This is a genomic window from Pseudomonas sp. GW822-FHT02D10 (assembly GCF_058802345.1).
In genome coordinates, this window is the sequence record NZ_JBXAOB010000001.1 from 43727 (window position 1) to 68860 (window position 25134).

The following is a 25134-nucleotide window of genomic DNA, read 5'->3' on the forward strand; positions in this document are numbered from 1 at the left end:
TGTGTTGTGATTAGGGGTTAAGCCGTGGTTTTCGGTTGTGTGGCATTGAGCAATGAACGACCGATGAAGTCCTTGTCGCCGGTAACACCTGGCAAGGTGAAGAAATAGCCGCCACCGATAGGCTTGAGGTATTCCTCCAGCGGCTCACCGTTGAGTCGGGTTTGCACGGTGATGAAACCGTTGTGCAGATCGGCCTGGTAGCAGATGAACAGCAAGCCCATTTCCAGCTGACCGTTTTTGCTCACGCCGTTGGAGTAGTTGAATGGCCGACGCAGGATCAGGTTGGCCTGGGTCGCGGCAGTGCGCGGGTTGGCCAGGCGGATGTGCGCGTCCATTTTGGTCAGCTTGCCGTGCGGATCCTTGGCGTAGTCCGGGACCTGGGTTTCATGTGCGCCGCCCATCGGTGCGCCGGTACTTTTGACCCGACCGATGATGCTTTCCTGCTCTTGCAGCGGCGTGCGATCCCAGCGCTCGACAAGGTTGCGGATAATCCGCACCGCCTGATAACTGCCATTGGCCGCCCAGGCTGGCTCATCGCTGCCCGGTTGCACCCAGACAATCTGCTCCATGGTCTTGTTGTCGTTGGAATCGGGGTTGGCCGAGCCGTCACGAAAACCCAGGAAGTTGCGCGCACTCTGCGCAGGTTCGGAAGGCTTCGCCGGTGCTTGCGGCGGCACGCTGCCTTCCTGTTTCCAGCGCACCAGCAGCAAGTCCGGCAGGTTCTTCACGATGTCGCGCAGGGCGTGAATGTTGGTGTCCGCGGTGTTGGAGCAGAACTGCAGGCTCAGGTCGCCGTGGCAGAGCTCGGGTTGCAGCGCATCGTTGGGGAAGCCGAGCATGCGGATCAACCGCTTGGGCTTGGCGCTGGCCAGGCCGAAACGCTCGTCGAACAGCGATTCACCCACCGACACGGTGATGGTCAGGTTGTCGGGTGTCACCACCGGGCCGAGAATCCCCGAGTCCGTGGGTGGCAATTTCGGGTCGATCTGAGCCACCGGGCCGCCGGTCATCAGGAACGCAATGCGCTGGTTCAGCGTGCGAAACAGCCGTTCGAGGTCTTCGCGGTCGGTGGCCAGTACGTCGAACGACACCAGCATGCCGCATGCCGGGCGCGGCGTGACGATGCCGGTCTGGTGCGGGCCATGGAAGTCATGGCGGTCCTGGGTTTTGTCGCTGTTCGGTGCTTCAGTGACTTGTGCCGGGCTGGCGGCCATGGCCGGGCAGCTCAAGGTGCTGCCTGCCAACGCGACGCCGGCGGCGCCCATGCCCAACAAGACGCGGCGACGTTGGGCATTGATCTGATCTAAATCGTTCATCTGATTTTTTGTCTTCTGCTTACAGGCCGGAAAGGCCAAGGGCGGGATCGATTCCATCGAGTGCATCGGCCAGAGCCTTGGCCTTGTCGGCGAGTCGTGCGCGTTGATCGGCGCCGACGCTGTCGTAACTGCTGTAGCCGTCCTTCACTCGCAAGCCATTGAGTTCGGCATCGAGAGCGTGGGTGGCCGTGTCCAATCGGGTCAGCAACGCTGCGGCGGACTTGCTCAGTAACGGACGCAACAGATCGATCACTTTGCGGGTGACGTCCAGGTTGGCGGCGAAGCCGTAGAGATCAATGTGGCTGTAACGTTCTTCTTCACCGCTACTGGCGCGAACATCGGCCATGTTGCGGAGGTTGCGGGCGACGATGCTCACCAGTTGCTCCGGCGGCAGCGACTGGGCCAGCAGTTGTTGCTTGAGCTGGGTGACATCGGTCAGCAGGCGCTGAGCGATCGGCGCCAGACCTTCGATTTTTCGTTGCTGGAACAGCGCGTATTCGAGGCGATGGAAGCCGACGAAATCCGGATCCTGCTCGCGCTTTTCAAAGTAATCGGCGCGAGCATTGATAACCTTGTCCAGTTCCGCCAGACGTTGAGCCGCCGGCGCGATACGTTGATAGGCAACGCGGGCCGGCACGTAGAGTACCTGGGCCTGGCTCAGGTCACCGGCGTCGATAGCCTGTTGCAACGCGGTGACAGCGTTAATCAGCGAGTTGCCCTGACTGCTCAGGTAAACCCGAAATTCCGACAACGGGCCGATAAACGCCACCATCGACGGCTGTGCCTTGGCCGCCGCATCGGATGCTGCGGTGGGCGTGACGTGCAGGGTGCCGCGTGGGTTACTGAGCAGACCGCAGGTAATCGCGTAGTCACCCGGCAACAGGTTGGCGGTGACCACCTGACTCAGGCCGGGGGCGATGTTTTCCCGCTCTACAAGCACCAGCACGCCGTCGAGGACTTCCCATTCAACGGCACGATCCGAGCGGTTGACGATGCGGAAACTGCTGTGACCCGCCGGGACGGTCAGAGCATTTGGCTCGCAACTGTGCGGATTGATCGTGACGGTGATCTCGTCATGGTTGGTCTGGCGCTTGGCCGCGGCCATTTGCGATGCGTAGTAGAACATTCCGCCAGCAGCGATCATCACGATCACCGAGCCGGCCACCGCCCAGCGCAGGGCGCGGGGAGGCGAGGTTTGAAGAGGGGCCTGGTTTGACATGAATGCCCTTAATGGCTGGAAACGGAAGAGGGTGGCGTGGCGGCTGGTTTGGCAGGCGCGCTACCTGGGAGGAAGAACATCACCAGCGCGACCACCAGATAAATCAGGTAAGCGCCCAGGGTGCTGACGGTCGGTGCATCCTGATAACCGAACATGCCGGCCAGCACCGAGCCCAACGGGCCATCCATCGGCAAGGTTGCGCTGAAGTCGAACAGGACGGTTTGCAGGTGATTCCAGAGCCCGGCTTCGTGCAGTGCCCGCACCGAGCTTGCGAGAATGCCGGCCGCCACCACCAGAATGAACAGGCCGGTCCAGCGGAAGAACGCGGCCAGGTTCAGGCGCATGCTGCCGCTGTAGATGAGGAACCCGATGACGATCGACAGCGCCAGGCCGAGCAGGGCACCGACAGGCGCTCCCGGACCTTCGCTTTGCTGGAATACCGCGAGCAGGAAGAACACCGTTTCCAGACTTTCCCGGGCGACGGCGAAGAACACCATGGCAATCAGTGCAGTGATCTGGTGTTTGGAACCGGCCATCGCGTGATCGAGGGAAACGTGCAGCGAGTGTTTGATCGAGCGCGCGACCTTGCGCATCCAGAACACCATGGAGCTCAGAATGCCGACCGCCAGCAGGCCGATCACACCTTCGAAGAGCTCCTGTTGTTTTTGCGGGAACTCGGCGCTGACCAACTCCAGGCCACCGCCCACCAGCAGGGCCAGCGCGACGGCGAGAAAGACCCCGATCCACATGGCGGGCATCCATTGGCCGCGTCCGGTTTGCTTGAGGTAACTGGCAATGATGCCGACGATTAACGCCGCTTCAACGCCTTCGCGCAGCATGATTAGAAAGGGAACCAGCATTCAGCACCGCGTCAGCTATAGAGTGGAAGCTAATTTGTAACATAATGAGACTTATTTCTAAATAGGGATGATTAGCATTTGCCTGAACGATGGCTGAACACATTAAAAGATCGCGGGCTGCGCTAAGATGGCCGACAAACAAAAAACAGGGTTCACCACGTTCAATGTCGGAAAAAGACACCATCTCCATTCATCTGGTGCGCGAAGCACTGCTGCAAAGCTGCGAGTCGAGTGCGGTCAGCGTTGAGGTCTTGCTCAAGGTCGGGATCGAGCCGTGTTTGCTTGGCGTGGCTGATGCTCGCGTCCCGGCCACGGCCTATGCACGGCTGTGGCGACTATTGGCGCGGCGCATGGACGACGAGTTTTTTGGCATGGACCCGCGCCAGCTGAAATCCGGCAGTCTGGAGTTTCTCTGCCGTTGCGCCATGGCCCAGCCGACGCTGGCGGCCGGATTGACGTCCGGGCTGGGGTTTCTGTCGTTGATGCTGGAGCGCATGCCAGCACAGTTGGTTCATCAGCAAAGCCTGGCAGAAATCGTCCTGCTCGAAGACGACCAGGACCCGCGTCGCGCCTTCACTTATTTCACCTACTGGATGATCGTCCATGGCGTTGCCTGCTGGTTGGCCGGGCGACGGATACCGATTCTGGCCATCGAACTGCGCTGCGCGGAACCGGACTTCTGCGATGACTATAAGGTGATGTTCTCCGAAAACCTGCGCTTCGACCGCCCACGCACGCGGATGATTTTTTTGGCTGATTGCCTGGATCTTCCGATCAAGCGCAGCAGCGACGAGCTCAAGCGCTTTTTGGCCCATGCGCCGGCCAATATCCTGGTCAAGTACCGCGATCCGCAAAGCCTCGCCAGCCGGATCAAACACGATTTGCGGCAACTGCCCGCCGAACAGTGGCCGGAAACCGAGAGCCTGGCGCAGCGGCTGTGCATGTCCGCTTCGACACTGCGTCGACGCTTGGCAGAAGAAGGGCAGACCTATCAGGGTTTGAAGGACAGCGTGCGCAAGGAACTGGCGATTGTCTGGCTGGCAGAACCTTCGATCAGCTTCGCCGAGATCGCCACGCGGCTCGGGTTCGCCGATGCCAGTTCGTTCTACAAGGCGTTTCGCAAATGGTCGGGGTCCAATCCGGGGCACTATCGCAGCTTGATCCTTAACGAAGCCCACTGATCCAGACCTTGTATTGATCGGTCTGGCCTCTTCGCGAGCAAGCTGCTCCCACAGGGGAACGCGTTCCAAATGTGGGAGCAGCCGGTCGACGCTCGATTGCTCGCGATGACGTCCGCCCAGGCGCCACATCTCTTGAATCTTGGCCAAACCAGTCACGCAACTTGAAAGCTTTGACCATTGTCCCGCGCCGCCCGCGGAGCGAGTATTTCCTGGATTTTTACGGTTCCCCCAACCCAATAAAAATACAGAGGGATTCTGGCAATGCGCGATTACCTGTCTGCGACTTCACAGTTCAACTATCAGCACACCGTCGAGGCGGCGCTCAAAGGCTCGTTGACGGCCCTCAACGCCTGCGTTGAATGCTGCGACCGCCATGCGTTGCCGGGGCGCATTGCCTTGTTCTGGGAGGGACGCGACGGTGCCAGCGCCACGTACACCTTCAGCGATCTGCAGGACAAAGCCGCGCGCTTTGCCAATTTCCTGCTGGCTCAAGGCGTGAAAAAGGGCGACAAGGTCGCCGGTCTGTTGCCACGCAACGTCGAATTGCTGATTGTGGTGTTCGCCACCTGGCGTATCGGCGCGGTCTATCAGCCGCTGTTTACCGCCTTCGGCCCGAAAGCCATCGAACACCGCCTCAACAGTTCCGGCGCCGCCGTGGTGGTGACCGACGCGGTCAATCGCCCAAAGCTCAATGACGTTGCCGACTGCCCGACCATCGTCACCGTTGGCGGCCCGAAAGGTCAGGGCATCGTGCGCGGCGATTTCAGTTTCTGGGCCGAACTGCCCAACTATTCCGCCCAATGTGAACCGCTGCTTCTAAGCGGTGAAGACCCGTTCCTGCTGATGTTCACTTCGGGCACCACCGGCCCTTCGAAGGCCCTGTCGGTGCCGCTCAAGGCAATCGTCGCGTTCCAGAGCTACACCCGCGACGCGGTGGACCTGCGCCCTGAAGATGCGTTCTGGAACGTCGCCGATCCGGGTTGGGCCTATGGCATTTACTTTGGTGTAACCGGACCGTTGTCCATGGGCCATCCGATCACCTTTTACGATGGTCCGTTCACCCTCGAAAGCACCTGCCGGGTGATCAACAAATACGCCATCACCAACCTCACCGGTTCACCGACCGCGTACCGTTTGCTGATCGCTGGCGGCGATGAGTTCGCCCGCTCGATCAAAGGCAAATTGCGTATCGTCAGCAGCGCCGGCGAGCCGTTGAACCCGGAAGTGATCCGCTGGTTTGCCGACAACCTCGACGTGGTGATCCACGACCATTACGGCCAGACCGAACTCGGCATGGTGCTGTGCAACCACCACGGCCTGGAGCATCCGGTGCATGTCGGTGCGGCAGGGTTTGCTTCGCCCGGCCACCGGATCGTGGTGCTGGATGAGGCTTATAACGAACTGTCGGTCGGTCAGCCGGGGATTCTCGCCATCGACCGCACGCAATCGCCGATGTGCTGGTTCGCCGGTTACGAAGGTGCGCCGACCAAGGCCTTCGTCGGCAACTATTACCTGAGTGGCGATACCGTCGAGCTGAATCCGGACGGCAGCATCAGCTTCGTCGGCCGCAGCGACGACGTCATCACCACTTCCGGCTACCGGGTTGGCCCGTTCGACGTGGAAAGTGCGTTGATCGAGCATCCCTCGGTGGTTGAAGCGGCCGTGATCGGCAAGCCGGATCCGGAGCGCACCGAACTGGTGAAAGCCTTCGTGGTGCTCAGTGCGCAGTACCGTGCTTCGCCTGAGCTTGCCGAGGAGCTGCGTCAGCATGTGCGCAAGCGTCTGGCGGCCCACTCTTACCCGCGTGAAATCGAATTTGTCAGTGAATTGCCGAAAACCCCAAGCGGCAAATTGCAGCGCTTTATCTTGCGCAACCAGGAAATCGCCAAGGCTTAAGAGGCCGCGGCTCACAAGGTTTGAACCGAAGGAAACAATGATGCAGATCGAAAACAAGGTTTTTCTCGTCACCGGCGGTGCGTCGGGCCTGGGCGCGGCCACGGCTGAAATGCTGGTGGGCGCCGGTGCCAAAGTGATGCTGGTGGACTTGAATGCCGAAGCCGTCGCCGCTCAGGCAAAACGGCTCGGCGCACACTGCGTCGTGGCGGACATCAGTCAGGAAGCGGCAGCAGAAGCGGCGGTGCAGGCAGCGGTCGCAGCGTTTGGCGGCCTGCACGGATTGGTCAACTGCGCCGGCGTGGTCCGCGGCGAGAAAATCCTCGGCAAGAACGGCCCGCACGCGCTGGCCAGTTTCAGCCAGGTGATCAACGTCAACTTGATCGGTAGCTTCAACATGCTGCGTCTGGCGGCAGCGGCGATTGCCGAAACCGAAGCCAATGAAGACGGCGAACGCGGGGTGATCATCAACACCGCTTCGGTGGCGGCTTTCGATGGCCAGATCGGCCAGGCTGCTTACGCCGCGTCCAAAGGCGCGATTGCCAGCCTGACCTTGCCCGCCGCCCGTGAGTTGGCGCGCTTCGGTATCCGTGTGATGACCATCGCTCCAGGCATCTTCGAAACCCCGATGATGGCCGGCATGACCCAGGAAGTCCGCGACTCGCTGGCTGCAGGCGTGCCGTTCCCGCCACGCCTGGGCAAACCGGTTGAGTACGCCGCGCTGGTCAGGCATATCATAGAAAACAGCATGCTCAACGGCGAGGTGATCCGTCTCGACGGTGCCTTGCGTATGGCCGCCAAATAAGGAGGATTTGTCATGACAATTACCCACGATCCAATCGTTATCGTCAGCGCCGTTCGCACCCCGATGGGCGGCTTTCAAGGTGAACTGAAAAGCCTCACCGCTCCACAATTGGGCGCTGCAGCGATCCGCGCAGCCGTCGAGCGTGCTGGGGTGGCCTTTGACGCAGTGGAAGAAGTGCTGTTTGGTTGCGTGCTGCCAGCCGGCCTCGGTCAGGCGCCTGCGCGGCAAGCGGCACTCGGTGCGGGGCTGGACAAGTCGACCCGTTGCACCACCCTGAACAAAATGTGCGGTTCGGGCATGGAAGCCGCCATCCTGGCCCACGACATGCTGCTGGCCGGCAGTGCCGACGTGGTGGTCGCCGGCGGGATGGAAAGCATGTCCAACGCACCGTACCTGCTGGACCGCGCCCGCAGCGGCTACCGCATGGGCCACGGCAACGTGCTCGACCACATGTTTCTCGACGGTCTGGAAGACGCCTACGACAAGGGCCGCCTGATGGGCACCTTCGCCGAGGATTGCGCCGAGGCGAACGGCTTCACGCGTGAAGCGCAGGACGAATTTGCCGTGGCGTCGACCACCCGCGCCCAGCAGGCGATCAAGGACGGCAGCTTCAGCGCCGAAATCGTTCCGTTGCAGGTCATGGTCGGCAAACAGCCGATGCTCATCACCGATGACGAACAACCGCCGAAAGCCAAACTGGACAAGATCGCCAGCCTGAAACCGGCGTTCCGTGAGGGCGGCACGGTGACCGCGGCCAACTCCAGTTCGATCTCCGATGGCGCGGCGGCGTTGCTGTTGATGCGCCGCTCGGAAGCTGAAAAGCGTGGTCTGAAGCCGCTGGCGGTGATCCACGGTCACGCCGCCTTCGCTGATACGCCGGGCCTGTTCCCGGTAGCACCGGTAGGCGCAATCAAGAAACTGATGAAGAAAACCGGCTGGTCGCTGAACGACGTCGAGCTGTTCGAAATCAACGAAGCCTTCGCCGTGGTCAGCCTGGTCACCATGACCAAGCTGGAAATTCCCCACAGCAAGGTCAACGTTCACGGCGGCGCCTGTGCGCTGGGCCACCCGATCGGTGCTTCTGGCGCGCGGATCCTCGTGACCTTGCTCTCGGCATTGCGTCAGAAAGGCCTGAAACGCGGCGTTGCAGCGATCTGCATCGGCGGCGGTGAAGCCACGGCCATGGCCGTTGAATGCCTGTATTAAGGAATCAACATGCTCCCGACTGACGAACAACTACAGATCAGCGACGCGGCCCGGCAATTCGCCCAGGAACGGCTCAAGCCGTTCGCCGCCGAGTGGGATCGCGAACACCGCTTTCCCAAAGAAGCGATCGGCGAGATGGCTGAACTCGGCTTCTTCGGCATGTTGGTGCCGGAGCAGTGGGGCGGTTGCGACACCGGTTACCTGGCGTACGCCATGGCCCTGGAAGAAATCGCCGCTGGCGATGGCGCCTGCTCGACCATCATGAGCGTGCACAACTCGGTGGGTTGCGTGCCGATCCTCAAGTTCGGCAACGACGATCAGAAAGAACGCTTCCTCAAGCCGTTGGCCAGCGGTGCGATGCTCGGAGCGTTCGCGTTGACCGAGCCGCAGGCCGGTTCCGACGCCAGCAGCCTGAAAACCCGTGCCCGGCTGAACGGCGATCACTACGTGCTCAACGGCTGCAAGCAGTTCATCACTTCCGGGCAAAACGCCGGGGTGGTGATCGTCTTCGCGGTCACCGACCCAAGTGCCGGCAAACGCGGAATCAGTGCTTTCATCGTGCCGACCGATTCACCGGGCTACAAGGTTGCGCGGGTCGAAGACAAACTCGGCCAGCACGCCTCGGACACCTGTCAGATCCTTTTCGAGGACGTGAAAGTGCCGGTGGCCAATCGTCTGGGCGAGGAGGGTGAAGGCTACAAAATCGCCCTCGCCAACCTTGAAGGCGGACGCGTCGGGATTGCCTCGCAATCGGTCGGTATGGCTCGCGCCGCATTCGAAGCCGCCCGTGATTACGCCCGTGAGCGCGAAAGTTTCGGCAAAGCGATCATCGAGCATCAGGCGGTAGCCTTTCGTTTGGCCGACATAGCCACGCAAATCGCCGTCGCCCGGCAGATGGTGCATTACGCGGCCGCCCTGCGTGACAGCGGTAAACCGGCGCTGGTGGAAGCCTCGATGGCCAAGCTGTTCGCCTCGGAAATGGCCGAGAAGGTCTGCTCGATGGCATTGCAAACCCTCGGTGGTTACGGTTACCTGAGCGACTTCCCGCTGGAGCGGATCTATCGCGATGTGCGGGTCTGTCAGATCTACGAAGGCACCAGCGATATTCAGCGCATGGTCATTTCGCGCAATCTTTAAAAGGAAACGTTTGCATGAACTACGAAACGATTTTGTTGGAAGTCCAGGGCCGCGTGGGTCTGATCACCCTCAACCGCCCGCAGGCGCTGAACGCCTTGAACGCGCAGATTGTCAGTGAGCTGAACCATGCGCTGGACGGTCTTGAGGCGAACCCTGACATCGGCTGCATCGTGCTGACCGGCTCGAAAAAAGCCTTTGCCGCCGGCGCCGATATCAAGGAAATGGCTGAGCTGACCTATCCGCGGATTTACCTCGACGACCTGTTCAGTGACAGTGACCGGGTGGCCAACCGCCGTAAGCCGATCATTGCCGCTGTCGCTGGTTTTGCCCTGGGCGGTGGTTGTGAACTGGCGCTGATGTGCGACTTCATTCTGGCCGGTGACAACGCTAAATTCGGTCAGCCGGAAATCAACCTCGGCGTGTTGCCGGGCATGGGCGGCACCCAGCGCCTGACCCGCGCCGTGGGCAAGGCCAAAGCCATGGAAATGTGCCTCAGCGGCCGTTTGATCGACGCGGTGGAAGCGGAGCGCTGCGGCATCGTTGCGCGCATCGTGCCGGTGGATGAGCTGCTGGATGAGGCGTTGAAAGTGGCAGCGCTGATCGCCAAGAAGTCCTTGCCGATTGCAATGATGGTCAAGGAAAGCGTCAACCGCGCCTTTGAAGTCAGCCTGTCCGAAGGCGTGCGCTTTGAACGTCGGGTGTTCCATGCGGCGTTCGCCACACAGGATCAGAAAGAGGGCATGGCAGCGTTTATTGCCAAGCGTGAGGCCGAGTTCGTCGGAAAGTAATGCAAAAAAGATCGCAGCCTGCGGCAGCTCCTACAGATGATCGGTGTAGGAGCTGCCGCAGGCTGCGATCTTTTGCTTTTACACCAGGTAGTTCTTGAGTTCCCGCGCAATCACCATCCGCTGAATCTCGCTCGACCCTTCGTAAATCTGCGTGATCCGCGCATCGCGGTAGTAGCGCTCCACTGGATAATCTTCCAGATAGCCGTACCCGCCGTGAATCTGTATGGCGGACGAGCAGACTTTCTCGGCCATCTCCGAGGCAAACAGCTTGGCCTGCGAGGCTTCCGACAGGCACGGCTTGCCGGCGCTACGCAACCGTGCGGCGTGGAGGATCAGCAAGCGCGCTGCGTTCAGCCGGGTGTGCATGTCGGCCAGCATGTTGGCGACGCTTTGGTGTTCGATGATCGGTTTGTCGAACTGCACCCGGTCCCGGGCGTAGGCCAGCGCCGCTTCAAAGGCGGCACGCGCGATGCCCAGCGCCTGCGCGGCGATGCCGATACGACCACCTTCAAGGTTGGACAAGGCGATCGCCAAACCCTTACCGCGTTCGCCCAGCAGGTTGGCTTCGGGGATGATGCAGTTGTTCAGCGTCACCGCACAGGTGTCGGAGGCGCGGATGCCCATCTTGTGTTCGCTACGGTCGACGATAAACCCTGGGGTGTTGGTCGGCACCAGAAACGCTGACAAGCCTTTCTTGCCCAGGTCTGGATCGGTCACCGCAAACACAATCGCCAGTTTCGCCCGTTTGCCGTTGCTGACGAACTGCTTGGCGCCATTGATCACCCACTGGCCGTCGCGCAGTTCGGCGCGGGTGCGCAGGTTGTGCGCTTCGGAACCGGCCTGCGGCTCGGTCAGGCAGAAGCAGCCGATGGCCTGACCGCTGGCCAGATCGGCCAGCCAGGTCTGTTTCTGTTCTTCAGTGCCATAGTTCAGAACCGGTCCGCAGCCCACCGAGTTGTGAATGCTCATCAAGGCACCGGTGGCGCCGTCGCCGGCGGAAATCTCTTCCACCGCCAGCGCGTAGGCCACGTAGTCGACGTAAGTGCCGCCCCATTCCTCGGGAACCACCATGCCGAGCAAACCCAGCTCGCCCATTTTCGCCACCAGCGCATCATCGATCCAGCCGGCTTTTTCCCAGGCCTGGGCGTGAGGGGCGATTTCGCCGCGGGCAAAATCCCGGGCCATGTCGCGGATCATCACTTGTTCTTCGGTCAATTCGATATCGTGCATGGCTCAGCTCCCGCTCTGGTCAAAACCGCTGAAGAAACTCGCAACCTGTCTGGCGTCCAGCGCCTGCACGGTCGGAGGGTTCCAGCGTGGGCTCTTGTCTTTGTCGATCAGCAAGGCGCGGACGCCTTCGATCAGGTCGCCGCGTTCGAACCACTGACGATCCAGGTGCAGTTCGAGGGCGAAGCAGTTTTCCAGGCTCAGTTGACGACCGCGTCGCAACATCTCCAACGTTACACCCATGGCGAGCGGTGAACGACTGTCGAGCAGGTTGGCGGTGGTCATTGCCCAATCGTGGCTGTCGGCAATCGTAACGGAGCGCAGTTGCTCAACAATGCTTGGCACATCCGGCAGGGCGAAGTAATGGTCGATCGCGGGTCGCAGTGCCTGCAACGGTGCGTCGGGCAGTTGCTGTACGGCCAGTTTCGCCAGCAGACCTTGCAGGTCCTTGAGCGGCGTTTCATGCCACTTGAGGTTGTCGAGGCGCTGATCCAGTTCGGCGAGCTTTTCGCTGTCCAGATACCAGTCGGCCAGCCCGCAATACAGCGCATCGGCGGCGCGAATCTGAACACCGCTGACGCCGAGGTAGACGCCCAGTTCGCCGGGAATCCGTGGCAGGAAGTAGCTGCCGCCGACGTCCGGGAAATAACCGATGGCCACTTCCGGCATCGCCAGCCGACTCCGTTCGGTGACGACTCGCAGGTCTGCGCCTTGCACCAGGCCCATGCCGCCGCCGAGGACGAAACCGTCCATTAACGCCAGTACCGGTTTGCGGTAATGGTGGATCGCCAGGTCGAGGGCGTATTCCTCGACGAAGAAGTCTTCATGCAGGGTGCCGCCGCTTTTGAAACTGTCGTACAGCGAGCGGATATCGCCGCCGGCACAAAAGGCTTTCTCGCCAGCACCGCGCAGCACTACGGCGTGGATGTGCGGGTCGTTCGACCAGGCATCGAGCTGTTGCTGCAGGCTGCGGACCATGTCCAGGGTAATGGCATTGAGGCCGGCGGGGCGATTGAGGGTCAGGTGGCCAATGTGGTTGCGGACCTCGGCCAGCACGTCGTTGGTGGTGGTATCAATGCCTCGAGTCACCTGGGATGAAACCTGAGCAGTCATCACTAACTCCCTGCTTTTATTGTTCTTTATAGAAGTGTTCGCGCGCGAACGATGCCGGATCGTAACAGTGCAAATTTGCGATGTACAACCGTGATAGATGCAGGTTCGGTCTGCATTTTTGCAATACCTACACGCTCATTCATCGTGTAAATGCCCCAATAGGGCATTCGCGACAGAATCGGCTGTGAAAATGCCGACATCAGCACAAGCGAGCTGTCTGCGACGGCCCTTTCGACACCTCGACACAATCGTCTATTGGCATTCTGGCCTTCCATTCGAAGCCGTCTGCGCCAAGGGTTTCAGGTGGGGTGTGGCCAGCCTTTGGCGGTGCACCGAACACAAACAATAAGAACGCTGCTGCGGCAAATGCCGCATCGACTCTCTGTTCCTGCCCATAAAGGCGTCCAGGCATTCGTGCCCGGTCGCGATAATTCCAATCAAATCGGGACTTATGAAGATGAAAACCCAATGGCTGACTTTGCCTGTACTCGCGATGCTGTTCTGCTCGGCCGGCGCTAGCGCCAAAGAGTGGACCGAATTGCGCTTCGGCACCAACCCAAGCTACCCGCCGTTTGAGTCGACCACCGCCGACGGTGGCGTGCAAGGCTTTGGCGTGGACCTGGGCAACGCAATCTGCGCCGAACTGAAGCTCAAATGTGTGTGGGTCAGCAATGACTTCGACGGGCTGATTCCTGCGCTCAAGGCCGGCAAGTTCGACGCCATCGAGTCGTCGATGACCGTCACCGACGCCCGCAAGAAGCAGATCGATTTCACCGACCGCCTGTATGCCGGCCCGACTGCCGTCGTTACCCGCAAGGACTCGGGGTTGGAACCCACTGCCGAGTCGCTCAAGGGCAAGACCATTGGCTTCATGCAAGGCACCATTCAGGAAACCTATGCCAGGGCCAAGCTGGCGCCGGGCGGGGTGAAACTGCGGGCCTATCAGAACCAGGATCAGGTCTACGCCGATCTGGTTTACGGCCGCCTCGACGCCTCGATTCAGGACAAGTTGCAAGCGCAGATGAGCTTCCTTACATCGCCACAAGGCGCCAATTTCAAGAACAGCGAAGGCATCAGTGATCCGCTGGTGCCGGCGGACATTGCCATCGGTGTGCGCAAGGACAACGAGGAGCTCAAAGGCATGCTCAATACCGCCATCAAGGCCCTGCACGAGAAGGGCATCTACGCGCAGATCCAGAAGAAATACTTCGGCGATCTGGACCTTTACAACAACTGATCAGCGCACCTGAGGCATTGGGCCGTGGTTCACGACCCAATGCCTTGCTGTGGTGCATCAAGACAGGTGATTTGCGTGAATACCTTCCTCAATGCTCTGGGCCTGGATTTCTCGGCCCTGCAAGGCTATGGCCCACTGTTGCTGCACGGCACCTGGGTAACCCTGAAACTCTCGGCGCTGTCGCTTGTGGTCAGCATGCTGCTGGGCCTGCTCGGTGCAGCGGCCAAGCTTTCGCCGCTGCGGCTGCTGAACCTGCCGGCAACCTTTTACACCACGTTGATCCGTGGCGTTCCGGACCTGGTGTTGATGCTGCTGATCTTCTACAGCCTGCAAGGCTGGCTGAGCAGCCTGACTGAAGCATTGGGCTGGGCCTACATGGAAATCGATCCGTTCGTGGCCGGTGTCATTACCCTGGGCTTTATCTACGGCGCGTATTTCACCGAGACCTTTCGTGGCGCGATCCTCAGTGTCCCTCGCGGTCAACAGGAGGCCGGCGCGTCGTTTGGCCTGACCCGTTGGCAGCGTTTTCGCTGTGTGGTGTTCCCGCAGATGATGCGTTTCGCCTTGCCGAGTCTGGGCAACAACTGGCTGGTGCTGCTCAAGGCCACGGCGCTGGTGTCGATCATCGGCTTGTCGGACCTGGTCAAGGTTGCGCAAGAGGCCGGCAAAAGCACCTTCAACATGCTGGATTTCCTGTTGCTGGCGGCAGCGCTGTACCTGCTGATCACCAGCGCTTCGAACTATGTTTTGCGCGTCCTTGAACGGCGCTACAACCAGGGCGTACGGGGGATGGCGCGATGATTGAATTGATCTCTGAATACTGGAAACCGTTCCTGTTCAGTGACGGCTATAACCTCACGGGTCTGGCCATGACCTTATGGTTGCTGGTGGTGAGCATCGTGCTCGGGTTCTGCCTGTCGCTGCCGCTGGCGATCATGCGCACATCGCGCTGGGGCCTGCTGCGCTGGCCGGTGCAGCTGTTCACCTATGTGTTTCGTGGCACGCCGCTGTATATCCAGTTGCTGATTTGCTACAGCGGGATCTACGGCATCGCCGTGGTCCGTTCGCAGCCGTTGCTCGAAGCGTTCTTTCGCGATGCGATGAATTGCACCTTGCTGGCGTTCACCCTCAACACCTGCGCCTACACCGTGGAAATCTTCGCCGGGGCGATTCGCAGCATTCCCTATGGTGAAATCGAGGCGGCCCATGCTTACGGCCTGAGTGGCTGGCGTTTGTATGTGAAGCTGATTCTGCCCTCGGCGCTGCGTCGGGCGCTGCCTTACTACAGCAACGAAGTGATCCTGATGCTGCACGCCACATCGGTGGCCTTCACCGCGACCATTCCGGACATCCTCAAGATCGCCCGGGACGCGAACGCCGCGACCTTCATGACCTTTCAGGCCTTCGGTATCGCCGGGCTGCTGTACCTCGCGCTGTCATTTGGCCTGGTCGGCGCGTTCCGCCTGGCAGAGCGGCGCTGGTTGAGTTTCCTCGGGCCGGCTCACTGAAATCTGGAACCGGCTTTTTTTTCTCCCCCTTTTCTGTCCAGAACGCTGTCGCCAACGGCAGCGCTCCAGGAGTGTTCCATGTACAAACTGACCGTTGAAAATCTGTACAAGCGCTTTGGTGACAACGAAGTGCTCAAAGGCGTCTCGTTGAATGCCCGCGCCGGTGATGTCGTCAGCATGATTGGTGCCAGTGGTTCCGGCAAAAGCACTATGCTGCGGTGTATCAACTTCCTTGAGCGGGCGGATGATGGCGCCATCGAACTGGACGGCGAGCGGATCGTCACCCGTCAGGCGGCCGGTGGCATGCGGGTTGCCAACCCGGCGCAGTTGCAGCGCTTGCGCACACGGCTGGCGATGGTGTTTCAGCACTTCAACCTGTGGAGTCATCTGACGGTGCTGGAGAACATCATGCTTGCACCGTGCAAAGTCCTGGGTGTCAGCCGCAAGGACGCGGAAGTCAGCGCCCGGGCCTATCTGGACAAGGTCGGTTTGCCGCAACGAGTGGCCGAGCAGTACCCGGCATTCCTGTCCGGCGGCCAGCAGCAACGGGTGGCGATTGCTCGCGCGTTGGCGGTGGAGCCGCAGATTCTCTTGTTCGACGAGCCGACTTCGGCCCTCGACCCGGAGCTGGTGGGTGAAGTATTGAAGGTGATTCAGGCCTTGGCCGAAGAGGGCCGTACCATGTTGATGGTGACCCACGAAATGGGCTTTGCCCGGAAGGTGTCCAGTCAGGTGTTGTTCCTGCATCAAGGCCGGGTCGAAGAGCAGGGCGATGCAACGATTCTCGACCAGCCAAAAAGTGAGCGTTTGCAGCAATTTTTATCAGGCCGTTTGAAGTGAGGCAAAACGTACATGGCGGACATCCGCGATCTGTCGATCGTGCTTGATCGAATCGATCAGGCAATCATTGAGGTGCTGCGCCACGAAGGGCGCATCACCTATCAGAAGCTTTCCGAGCGTGTGCACCTGACGCCAAGGCCATGCCTTGAGCGGGTACGCAAACTCGAACAGCTCGGCGTCATTCGTGGCTACGGGGCGATTCTCGACGAGAAGAAACTGACCCCCGGTTTGTCGCTGCTGGTGCTGGTGGCGCTGTCGAACCAGAGTGGGCGCGCCGCGCAGAAAGCGTTCGAAGCCAAAGTCCGCGCCTGTCCGCAGGTGCTGGAGTGCCAATTGATCAGCGGTGCCTTCGACTACAGCCTGCGGATGCGCTGTCGCGACATGGAACACTACCGGGTGCTGACCGAAGTCTGGTTCGACGACCCGGACCTGCACATCGACAAACTGGTCAGCCATCCTGAGCTGGCGATGGTCAAGACCTCGACGTAATCACATCACACATCGCAAAAGATCGCAGCCTCCGGCAACTCCTACAGATACCCACCGCGTAGGAGCTGCCGAAGGCTGCGATCTTTTGATTTTTGATGCCCACCAAATCGGCTGCAAGCCCCCCCCATTTTCAGCCATTTCCAGCACCGCCTCCCTGTTTATCAGCCGGGTTTTTCCGGCGCCGAATCAGACAATGAGCACCTCTCAACCCTCATTGATTCTGTGCCCATGCAAACCACCAATACCGTTTTGATGATTCGCCCGACACGTTTCTCCTTCAACCAGGACACGGCGGCCAACAACCGTTTCCAGCGTCCGGCGGCTGCGGCCGAAGACGTACAACTCAAAGCCCTGCAAGAGTTCGACGGTTACGTCGCGGCCCTGCGTGAGCATGGGGTTGAAGTCATGGTGCATAACGACAGCGAAGCCCCGCATACCCCGGATTCGATCTTTCCGAACAATTGGTGGAGCAGCCATCCCGACGGCACGCTCGTGCTGTACCCGATGCAAGGTCATAACCGCCGTCTTGAACGCGACAAAGGTGTGCTCGACGGGCTGCGTGATGCGTACCGCGTCGAGCAATTACTCGACCTCTCCAGCCTCGAGCAGCAGGAAATGTTCCTTGAAGGCACCGGCAGCATGGTCCTCGATCGCGAACAACGGATCTGTTACGCCGGCTATTCGACCCGTACCCATGCCAAAGCGCTGGATCAGTTGGTCGAGCACCTCGGCTATGAGCTCTGTGCGTTCAACGCGGTGGACCGTCACGGTGTGCCGATCTATCACACCAACGTGATGATGAGCGTCGGTACGAAACTGGCGGTGGTTTGTCTGGAGTCGATCAGCGACCTGGACGAACGCAATGCACTGCGCTCGCGTCTGGAACGCAGCGGCAAGCAGGTCATGACCCTGAGCTTCGATCAGTTGGAGTCCTTCGCCGGCAACATGCTTGAAGTGCACAACCGTGCCGGCGAGCCCTTACTGGTGATGTCGCGCACCGCCTGGCGGTCGCTGCATGCCGACCAGCGCCGGATGGTCGAAGCGCATGCCAAACCACTTCCAGTAAACATCGACACCATCGAGCGGATTGGCGGCGGCAGTGCGCGCTGCATGCTCGCGGAAGTCTATCTGCCTAAACGCGTGAGCCCACAGGAGCACCATTGATGATCGTCCGTCCTGCAACGATGAATGACCTGCCGGCATTGCTGGCACTCGCCCACAGCGCCGGCACCGGTTTGACCACCTTGCCCGCCGATGTCGGGCGTTTGCGTCAGCGCCTGGAATGGGCCGAGAAAACCTTCGCTGGCGAAGCCGAACGAGGCGATGCCGATTACCTGTTTGTGCTGGAAGCAGACAACGGCGAAGCCGTCGGTATCTGCGCCCTGGCCGGTGCGGTCGGGCTGCGCGAGCCTTGGTACAACTACCGGATGGGGCTGTTTGTCGCCGCCTCGAAAAATCTCGGGATCAACCAGCAGTTGCCGACGCTGTTTCTCGGTAATGACATGACCGGACAATCGGAGTTGTGTTCGTTGTTCCTGCACGCCGGTCATCGCAGCGGTCTGAATGGTCGCTTGCTGTCCAAGGCGCGGTTTCTGTTTCTCGCCGAATTCCGCCAGTACTTTGGCGACAAAGTGATCGCCGAGATGCGTGGTTACTCGGACGAAGACGGCGTCTCGCCGTTCTGGGAAGGGCTGGGCCGGCACTTCTTCAAGATGGACTTTGCCGACGCCGATTACCTCACCGGGCTGGGCAACAAGACCTTCATTGCCGAGCTGATGCCCAAGTTCCCGCTGCCGACCTGCTTACTGCCCGAGGCGGCGCGGGCGACGATCGGCCGGGTTCATCCCAACACTGAACCGGCGCTGGGAATGCTCAAGGCTGAAGGGTTCGAGCACAAGGACTACATCGATATCTTTGACGGCGGCCCGTTGATCGAGTGTGCCACCGGCGACATCCGCGCCGTACGTGACAGTCAGGTATTGCAGTTGAGCATCGGCACACCCGGAGAGCAGGCGGCGGTGTATCTGATTCACAACCGCCAGTTCGCCGATTGCCGGATCACCGCCGCGCCAGCGCGGGTCGCCGCCGGAACCTTGATTGTCGATGCACACACCGCCAAATCACTGGGGTTGACTGCCGGATCTTCGGTGCGGGCGGTGAGCCTGGCCGTGCCGAAGCAGCAGTCCGCTGCGGCCTAGAGCCGATTGCCGAACACTTCGCCGATGCTGCGGCGTTTGGCGTGCAGCTCGCTGGCGTGGATCAACTGCTCAAGGTCCTCGGGCGTGACGTCGAAGAACTCCTGCATGTCGGCCAGGGCCAGCTTGAGGTCTTCGGCGGTAATCGCCAGCGCGTCTGCGGGCGGATGATCGGCGGGCACCATTGCGACCGGTTCACTGTGGCCCTTGGGGTAACGGATCCGCGTCAGGTTGTTATAGACCAGGGCGCTGAGCAGCATGCACGTCGCGGCGAGCATCACCGGCCCGAGTTCGCGCCAGTCCATCGCGATGGTCGCCGGGTCCGCCACCACCAGCAGCAACGCCAACGCACCCGCCGGCGGGTGCAGGCAACGCAGCCAGCACATCAGAATCAGCGCCATGCCAGCCGCCAGACAGGCACTGCCCAGCGTGCGCCCAAGCACATGGGCTACCAGCAGCGACACTACCGCTGCACACAAATAACCGCCGAGAATCGACCACGGTTGCGCCAGCGCGCCGGAGGACACGGCGAACAGCAACACCGCCGATGCGCCCAACGGCCCGATCAAGTGCAAGGCCACGTCCATCCCGAACACCTGGCCACAAAGCCAGACGCTCAGCAGTGTGCCCAGCGACATGCCGATGGCGGCTCGGCTCCATTCAGAGGGACGGGTGTTGACGGCAGCGGGTATCCAGCGAGCGAGCATAACGAAAACGATCCAGTGGCAAAGAACGGGCAAAAAGAAGGGCTTGTCTGGATCACCAGAAAGCCCTTTAAGTGTTCCAACATTTGGGGGAGGAACCAGCACAGTGTGCCGATCTATCTCACCCCTGACAAATTCATATTAATGAGCCTTCAGTGCATTAATTTTGAAGTATGGCGACGCGTCGGCCGCTCAGGAAACACAGCAATCCGCCCATGGCGGTCAGTGCGCTGAGGGCATAAAACATCGTTGCCGGTGCCGTGTGAGTCAGCAAGAAGCCGCAAATCACAGGGCTCGCCGCCCCCCCCAGCGCCGCCAGGTTCTGCGCACCGTAATAGCTGCCGCGCAGTTCTTCCGGAGCCGGGGTGTCGACGAACAGGAACTCTGCCGGGTAGATGATCATTTCGCCCAGGGTGAAGACAAACATCGCCAGGCACCAATGGACCAGGTTCTGCGCGAAGCTGAAGCCGATCAATCCGAGGATGAACAGGCTGCTGCCGATGACAATCCAGTAACGCAGCTGTTCACGCTTGAGAAAACGGCCGATCTGGTACTGCAACAGGATCACGCTGATCGCATTGCAGGCGAGGATCGCCGCCATGGTTTGCAGGGCAATATGCTCGTTTTGCGTCACCAGCAGGTATTGCGACAGGTACAGGGTGAAACGCCCGTGAACCACGGTGCTGAGCAGGCAACCGCAGGTGAACATGATCAGCGTGCGGTCGTTTTTCAGGGTCACCAGGGTTTTCAGAAAGCTTTGCGGTTGGCCAACAACTTCGTCCTTGACTGATCCGGGGATCCCTCTCATCAGGAAGGTACTGAAAAATGCGATGCCACCGGCAATCAGGAACGGTGCCAATGGCTGCACCCCGGCAATCACCACCCCCAGCATAGGGCCGGTGGCGTAGCCAATGTTGGTCAGGGTGTAACGCAGCGAAAACGCCTTGGCCCGTTGGCCCATCGGCAAATGTTCACTGAGGATCGCTTTGGAACCGATCAGAAACAGCGCCGAAGCGGTTTCGGTAATCACCAGCGTCAGGGTGGTCAGGTAAAGGTTGTGGGCGAAGGTCAGCAGGACGAAGCCGATAGAACTGGAGAGCATCGCCAGAATCAGCAAGCGGCGCTTTTCGAGGCGGTCGATGATGTAACCGCCATACAGCGCAAGCAGGGTGGCGATGAACACCGCGATGCCCAACAGCAGGCCGACGTCCTGTTGGTTGAGGCCCAGCTTGTTGCTGAGGAACAGCGTCAGCAGCGGGCTGGTGATGGCGCGGCTGACGACGATGGTCAGCGAGCAGATCATCAAACGGCGAATAACGAGCGAGTAAGTGGCCACGGTGGTGCGGATGTCCTTATTCAATGATCTCGATCAACGTACCGACCGACTCCAGTTTATCCAGTTGCCACAACCGTTCCAGCAACCCGGTCGCCTGTTCCTTCGGCATCACCCGCGTCGCCAGGCTGAGGAATTTCTCCTCCAGCGCTGCATCACTCAACGGATTTCCCGGTGCGCCCAACGGCACCTCGACACACAGGCTGGCCTGGCGTCCATCGCGGCTGCGAATGCTCACCCGCGGCTCGCCATCCTCTGACAGTTGCGGATCCACTACAAGGTGAATGCGCGACATCCAATGAGCGATTTCTGACGCGCTGCGTTGTTCGTCGTCGTAAGCCTCAAGCCGGCAGTGACCATAGACCAGCCGTGCGGCGAGGGCATACGGCAGGCTCATCTGCGCGGCTGCCAAACGGCTGACATCGCGCGCACCGCACATCTCATTGAGAAAACCGCACAGCGACACTTGAACGTCTTCCAGCTGATCGGCCTCGATCTGCAACTGCTCAAGCAGCAGGCCCAAGGCATCGATGGCCGAATGCGTGCCACGGCAAGAGGCGTAAGGTTTGATCGAGCAGCGGGCGAGTTTCCACACCACGCCGAGGTCTACGTCCAGCGCCTCGGGTTGCGCGTGTTCAGCCGCGAGGGTTTTGAGAAAGCCCCCCCAAACGTCGTCGAACAGTTTCGTTGGCCCGCTGATCCCTTGCTCGGCAAACCGCGCCGCAAGCAGGCCACCTTCCGCGGCGCGGCCGCTGTGAAGTTTTTTGCTTTGCGAGCCATCGTGGATAAACGCCCAGAGGCCGCCGCTGAAACTGCCGGCAATGCCCAGTGCAGCGAGCGTTTGTGCCTGATCAAGACCGAGTATTCGCGCGCTGGCCGCCGCTGCACCGAACACGCCGCAGGTCGCGGTCGAATGCCAACCGGCGCCGTTGTGTGCCGAGTAACCGCCACAGGCTTCAAGCACCCGACGACCGATCTCATAACCGATCACCACGGCGGTGATCAGCTCGCGACCGTTCACCGCTGCAGCTTTCAGGCTGGCCGCCGCCATCACCGCGGGCAGCACCACCGCGCCGGAGTGATCGCAACCGCCGGTATCGTCCAGTTCCAGCGCATGGGCGGCAATGCCATTGAGCATCGCTGCCTGCGCCGCACCCACATGCTGTGCACTGCCCCAGACCAGCGTTTTGCCGTTTTCATTGGCAAAGGTTTGCCGGGCGGCGACGGCAATTTCACTGGCGGCTCCGGCCAGGGTCGCGCCGACGGTATCAAGAATGTGTCGTTTGGCTTGTGCCACCAGTGCCGGCGGCAAGTCTTCGAAACGGCTCTCGACGCAGAATTGCGCCAGACGCTGCAATCGTTCGCTCATGGCAAGCACGCTCGATAATGCCGCTCATATACGGCTGATGGATGTTCTTCGTCCATCGGTGCGGCGCGCTCGGCCCACCACTGGGCGACTTCGCCCGCCGTGGCGATCCACACGTCGTCGTGTTGCTGGATACCCAGCAGCAACTCGCGCAGGACACCGATGCGCCCTGGGGTCGCGATGATTTCCGGGTGCAGGCGCAGCACGTAGCACAGGCCAAAGCGATGAAACCCGGCGAAGTCCATTTGCAGGTTGCCCAAGGTATGGCTGTAAGAGGCGATCCGCGATTGGGCTGGCGGCACCGCCGGGCTCAGGTTGAACGCGAAGTAGGGTTCGTCCTCCAGCTCATAGTGCAACGGCAGTTCGATCACCTCGGGCGCCGTTGGATGGGCGAACGGCAGGTCATCGCCACGCCAGCAGGATGACCAGCGAATACCTTGCTCGCGCAGCGCCGCGGTAAACCCCGGCGCCCAGTTACCGGCGGGAATCCGGAAACCCGTTGGGCGCTGGCCGGTAATGGCCGCGAGTGCCTGGCAGCCGTGCTCAAGGGTGGCGGTCTGCTCAGCCAGATTCAGGGTGTCGTAGTTCTGGTGGCGATAACCGGCGCAGGCAATTTCATGACCGGCCGCCTGAATCGAGCGAATGTGTTCCGGGTTTTCTTCGGCTACGATGCCCGGCACGCACCAACTGCTGGAAACACCCAGTTCCTTGAACAGTGCGAGCAAGCGTTCGACCCCGCGCTGGGTGCCGTAGCGCCACACCGAGAGGGTCTTGTCGCGGCCGGCGACTTCCGGGGCCTGGGTCAGGATGCCGTGCACATCGTTGTAGTCGACGGTCAACACCACGGCGCAACGGTAGCCTTCGGGCCAGACAGTGGGCTCAGCCATGTTGATGCTCCTTGAGCCACCAGTGGGCGACATCGCGGCAGGTGGCGAACCACACGTCATCACGCTGGCGCATGTGCTCGAAGAGTTTCTCCAGCAGCAGAATGCGCCCCGGTTTGCCGGTGATCTTGGGGTGGAAGAGGGTGGTCAGACACAACCCTTCATTCATTGCGCCGTCGAATTCGCGGCACCAATTGTCGAGGGTCAGCTCGTAGCTGGCGGTACGGTCCAGTCCCGAGGGGAAGTCCGGTGCGCGGGTGTAGGCGATGGAGGCGTAGTCGTCCATTTCCCAGCGGCCGGGGATTTCCACCAGCGGGGTTTCATAGCCCGGGACTTTCACCAGGTACGGCCGATCATCGCCGCGCATGCTGCTGGAGTAAGTGACACCGGCTTCTACCAGCATGGCCGGTGTCTCGGCTCGCCAGTCGCCGGATGGGGTGCGAAAACCTTCTGCGCGGATGTTCAAATGCTTCCAGAACACCTCGCGGCATTTATTCATGACGTCCTTTTGCTGCTCCAGCGTCAGCGCATAGAAGGACTCGTGTTTGTAGCCGTGGTAAGCCACTTCATGCCCGCGCTCGATGATCGACTGGCACTGTTTCGGCCAGTTTTCCACGACCCAGGCCGGGACGAAGAAGGTGGTCGGGATGCGGAATTCGTCGAGGAGGTCGAGAATTCGCGGCAAGGCCCGATAGGGTCCGTAACCGCCAAAGCCGAAGTACTCGGGCTTGTGCCAGATCGAACCGTTGAGCATTGCATCGCCGGTGGGGCCGTCGAGATCGAAGGCCAGGGCCAGGCAGGCGTTGTGGCCGTCGGGCCAGGTCGGTTGGGGCGAGGACATCATGGCGCTCCATACATTTATAGGTGTTACACGGATCCTGTGGGAGCGAGCCTGCTCGCGATAGCGGAGGTTCAGTCACATCCATTTTGAATGTGCGGCCGTAATCGCGAGCAGGCTCGCTCCCACAAAGGGCATCCCTCAGATGCTTACTTCCCGGCGTTAATGGTCACGGTTTTAATCGCCCCCAACTCCAGATCCCATTTCTTCAAGATCGCCTGATAGCTACCGTCATCAATCATGCTCTGCAACGCCACCTTCACTGCCTCACTCAACTCAGGTTTTTTCTTGCTGACGCCCAAACCGCTGAACTGCACCGAGATCGGCGCCCCCACAGTCTTGTAGGTGTCCTTTTCCTGAGTCTTCAGGTACGACAAGGTTTCGCTGCCCTGCATCGCCGCGTCGATGCGGCTCTGACGCAGTTGCGCGCGGGCGTCGGCGGAGCCTTCGGTGCCGATCACGTTGATCGCCGGTTTACCCTTCGCTTCGCAATTGGCCTTGCTCCACTCGGCGATTTCCGCCGGGAACGTCGTACGTCGGCTGGTCCCGACTTTCTTGCCGCACAGGTCGGTGATCTCGTTCGTGTCCTTGTTCTTTTGCAGGGTGTAGAACTGCGGCCCGCTGGTGAAGTAGTCAACGAAGGTCACGCTCTGCTGACGCTCGGCGGTGTCGGTCATGCCCGACAGCACCATGTCTACGCGGTCGGTGGTCAGGGCATTGATCATTTGCTCGAAGCCGGTTTCCTGCCATTTGATCTTCACGCCCAGACGCTCGGCCAAGGCGTTGCCCAGGTCGTAGTCCAGACCGGTGAGGGTGTTGGTGGCCGGGTCCTTGAAATCCATCGGCGGATAGTTGGGCATGATCGCCACGACGATTTCGCCCTTGGCCTTGATGCTCGCGGGCAAATCAGCTGCCCAGGTCACCGAAGAGGCCATCAGGCCAGCCAGTACTGCAGGGATGAGGAGGTTTTTCATGGTCGTTCTCTTTTTGAGTTG

Annotated in this window: 24 protein-coding genes; 13 read left to right on the forward strand and 11 right to left on the reverse strand. The window is 60.6% G+C overall.

The window, feature by feature from the left end; translation table 11 throughout:
• Positions 1 to 17: 17 nt before the first annotated feature.
• Genes efeB through efeU form a run of 3 tightly spaced genes read right to left on the reverse strand, consistent with a single transcriptional unit; the run spans position 18 to position 3395 of the window.
• Positions 18 to 1316, reverse strand: a complete 1299-nt coding sequence (efeB, locus tag AC1RPZ_RS00230) for an iron uptake transporter deferrochelatase/peroxidase subunit (RefSeq protein ID WP_493133657.1) — start codon at positions 1314 to 1316, stop codon at positions 18 to 20.
• 19 nt (positions 1317 to 1335) lie between these two features.
• On the reverse strand, positions 1336 to 2535 hold the full coding sequence (gene efeO, locus AC1RPZ_RS00235) for an iron uptake system protein EfeO (protein ID WP_493133661.1): 1200 nt from the start codon (positions 2533 to 2535) through the stop codon (positions 1336 to 1338).
• Positions 2536 to 2543: 8 nt separating this feature from the next.
• On the reverse strand, positions 2544 to 3395 hold the full coding sequence (gene efeU / locus AC1RPZ_RS00240; protein ID WP_493133663.1) for an iron uptake transporter permease EfeU: 852 nt from the start codon (positions 3393 to 3395) through the stop codon (positions 2544 to 2546).
• Between the two features lie 164 nt (positions 3396 to 3559).
• On the opposite strand from efeU, the gene AC1RPZ_RS00245 reads away from it, so the two are divergent.
• From AC1RPZ_RS00245 to AC1RPZ_RS00270, 6 genes are all read left to right on the forward strand, one after another.
• The gene (locus tag AC1RPZ_RS00245; RefSeq protein ID WP_493133665.1) at positions 3560 to 4576 is read left to right on the forward strand and encodes an AraC family transcriptional regulator; all 1017 of its coding nucleotides are present in this window, start codon (positions 3560 to 3562) and stop codon (positions 4574 to 4576) included.
• Positions 4577 to 4837: 261 nt separating this feature from the next.
• The gene (locus AC1RPZ_RS00250) at positions 4838 to 6472 is read left to right on the forward strand and encodes an AMP-binding protein (protein ID WP_493133667.1); all 1635 of its coding nucleotides are present in this window, start codon (positions 4838 to 4840) and stop codon (positions 6470 to 6472) included.
• 40 nt (positions 6473 to 6512) lie between these two features.
• Positions 6513 to 7274: an SDR family NAD(P)-dependent oxidoreductase gene (locus tag AC1RPZ_RS00255; RefSeq protein WP_019690523.1), complete on the forward strand. Its 762-nt coding sequence runs from the start codon at positions 6513 to 6515 to the stop codon at positions 7272 to 7274.
• 12 nt (positions 7275 to 7286) lie between these two features.
• Positions 7287 to 8480, forward strand: a complete 1194-nt coding sequence (locus AC1RPZ_RS00260) for an acetyl-CoA C-acyltransferase (RefSeq protein WP_493133668.1) — start codon at positions 7287 to 7289, stop codon at positions 8478 to 8480.
• Between the two features lie 9 nt (positions 8481 to 8489).
• Positions 8490 to 9617, forward strand: a complete 1128-nt coding sequence (locus tag AC1RPZ_RS00265) for an acyl-CoA dehydrogenase (RefSeq protein ID WP_493133670.1) — start codon at positions 8490 to 8492, stop codon at positions 9615 to 9617.
• 14 nt (positions 9618 to 9631) lie between these two features.
• The gene (locus AC1RPZ_RS00270) at positions 9632 to 10405 is read left to right on the forward strand and encodes an enoyl-CoA hydratase (RefSeq protein WP_493133674.1); all 774 of its coding nucleotides are present in this window, start codon (positions 9632 to 9634) and stop codon (positions 10403 to 10405) included.
• A gap of 78 nt (positions 10406 to 10483) precedes the next feature.
• Here AC1RPZ_RS00270 and AC1RPZ_RS00275 read toward each other — a convergent pair whose 3' ends face one another.
• On the reverse strand, positions 10484 to 11635 hold the full coding sequence (locus tag AC1RPZ_RS00275; RefSeq protein ID WP_493133678.1) for an acyl-CoA dehydrogenase family protein: 1152 nt from the start codon (positions 11633 to 11635) through the stop codon (positions 10484 to 10486).
• A gap of 3 nt (positions 11636 to 11638) precedes the next feature.
• Positions 11639 to 12745 (reverse strand): enoyl-CoA hydratase/isomerase family protein, encoded by a 1107-nt coding sequence (locus AC1RPZ_RS00280; protein ID WP_493133683.1) that lies wholly within the window; start codon positions 12743 to 12745, stop codon positions 11639 to 11641.
• Positions 12746 to 13202: 457 nt separating this feature from the next.
• Between AC1RPZ_RS00280 and AC1RPZ_RS00285 the strand changes: the two genes are divergently transcribed.
• The 7 genes from AC1RPZ_RS00285 (at position 13203) to astA (ending at position 19017) form a co-directional block, all read left to right on the forward strand.
• Positions 13203 to 13982, forward strand: coding sequence for a transporter substrate-binding domain-containing protein (locus tag AC1RPZ_RS00285; RefSeq protein WP_493133687.1), 780 nt, complete (start codon positions 13203 to 13205; stop codon positions 13980 to 13982).
• Between the two features lie 39 nt (positions 13983 to 14021).
• Positions 14022 to 14783 (forward strand): ABC transporter permease, encoded by a 762-nt coding sequence (locus AC1RPZ_RS00290; protein WP_493134759.1) that lies wholly within the window; start codon positions 14022 to 14024, stop codon positions 14781 to 14783.
• A complete protein-coding gene (locus AC1RPZ_RS00295; protein WP_493133689.1) occupies positions 14780 to 15490 on the forward strand; it encodes an ABC transporter permease in 711 nt (236 codons plus the stop codon). The genes AC1RPZ_RS00290 and AC1RPZ_RS00295 overlap by 4 nt, the downstream gene beginning before the upstream one ends.
• Positions 15491 to 15568: 78 nt before the next feature.
• Positions 15569 to 16330 (forward strand): ABC transporter ATP-binding protein, encoded by a 762-nt coding sequence (locus tag AC1RPZ_RS00300; protein WP_493133691.1) that lies wholly within the window; start codon positions 15569 to 15571, stop codon positions 16328 to 16330.
• A gap of 12 nt (positions 16331 to 16342) precedes the next feature.
• Entirely contained in the window at positions 16343 to 16819 is a 477-nt protein-coding gene (locus AC1RPZ_RS00305) for an Lrp/AsnC family transcriptional regulator (protein ID WP_071550219.1), read from the forward strand.
• A 228-nt stretch (positions 16820 to 17047) separates the two neighbouring features.
• A complete protein-coding gene (gene ctlX / locus AC1RPZ_RS00310; RefSeq protein WP_493133694.1) occupies positions 17048 to 17983 on the forward strand; it encodes a citrulline utilization hydrolase CtlX in 936 nt (311 codons plus the stop codon).
• On the forward strand, positions 17983 to 19017 hold the full coding sequence (gene astA / locus AC1RPZ_RS00315; protein ID WP_493133696.1) for an arginine N-succinyltransferase: 1035 nt from the start codon (positions 17983 to 17985) through the stop codon (positions 19015 to 19017). The genes ctlX and astA overlap by 1 nt, the downstream gene beginning before the upstream one ends.
• Here astA and AC1RPZ_RS00320 read toward each other — a convergent pair.
• The 6 genes from AC1RPZ_RS00320 to AC1RPZ_RS00345 all read right to left on the reverse strand — a co-directional run bounded on the left by AC1RPZ_RS00320 (position 19014) and on the right by AC1RPZ_RS00345 (position 25113).
• Positions 19014 to 19721, reverse strand: a complete 708-nt coding sequence (locus AC1RPZ_RS00320; protein WP_493133698.1) for an HPP family protein — start codon at positions 19719 to 19721, stop codon at positions 19014 to 19016. The two genes, astA and AC1RPZ_RS00320, sit on opposite strands and share 4 nt — an antisense overlap.
• 157 nt (positions 19722 to 19878) lie before the next feature.
• Positions 19879 to 21054 (reverse strand): MFS transporter, encoded by a 1176-nt coding sequence (locus AC1RPZ_RS00325; RefSeq protein ID WP_493134761.1) that lies wholly within the window; start codon positions 21052 to 21054, stop codon positions 19879 to 19881.
• Positions 21055 to 21070: 16 nt separating this feature from the next.
• The gene (locus AC1RPZ_RS00330; protein ID WP_493133700.1) at positions 21071 to 22420 is read right to left on the reverse strand and encodes an MmgE/PrpD family protein; all 1350 of its coding nucleotides are present in this window, start codon (positions 22418 to 22420) and stop codon (positions 21071 to 21073) included.
• Positions 22417 to 23304: a polysaccharide deacetylase family protein gene (locus tag AC1RPZ_RS00335; protein ID WP_493133702.1), complete on the reverse strand. Its 888-nt coding sequence runs from the start codon at positions 23302 to 23304 to the stop codon at positions 22417 to 22419. The genes AC1RPZ_RS00330 and AC1RPZ_RS00335 overlap by 4 nt, the downstream gene beginning before the upstream one ends.
• Positions 23297 to 24145, reverse strand: coding sequence for a polysaccharide deacetylase family protein (locus AC1RPZ_RS00340; protein WP_493133704.1), 849 nt, complete (start codon positions 24143 to 24145; stop codon positions 23297 to 23299). Before AC1RPZ_RS00340 ends, AC1RPZ_RS00335 begins: the two co-directional genes overlap by 8 nt.
• Positions 24146 to 24288: 143 nt before the next feature.
• Positions 24289 to 25113: an ABC transporter substrate-binding protein gene (locus tag AC1RPZ_RS00345; protein WP_493133706.1), complete on the reverse strand. Its 825-nt coding sequence runs from the start codon at positions 25111 to 25113 to the stop codon at positions 24289 to 24291.
• Positions 25114 to 25134: the final 21 nt, after the last annotated feature.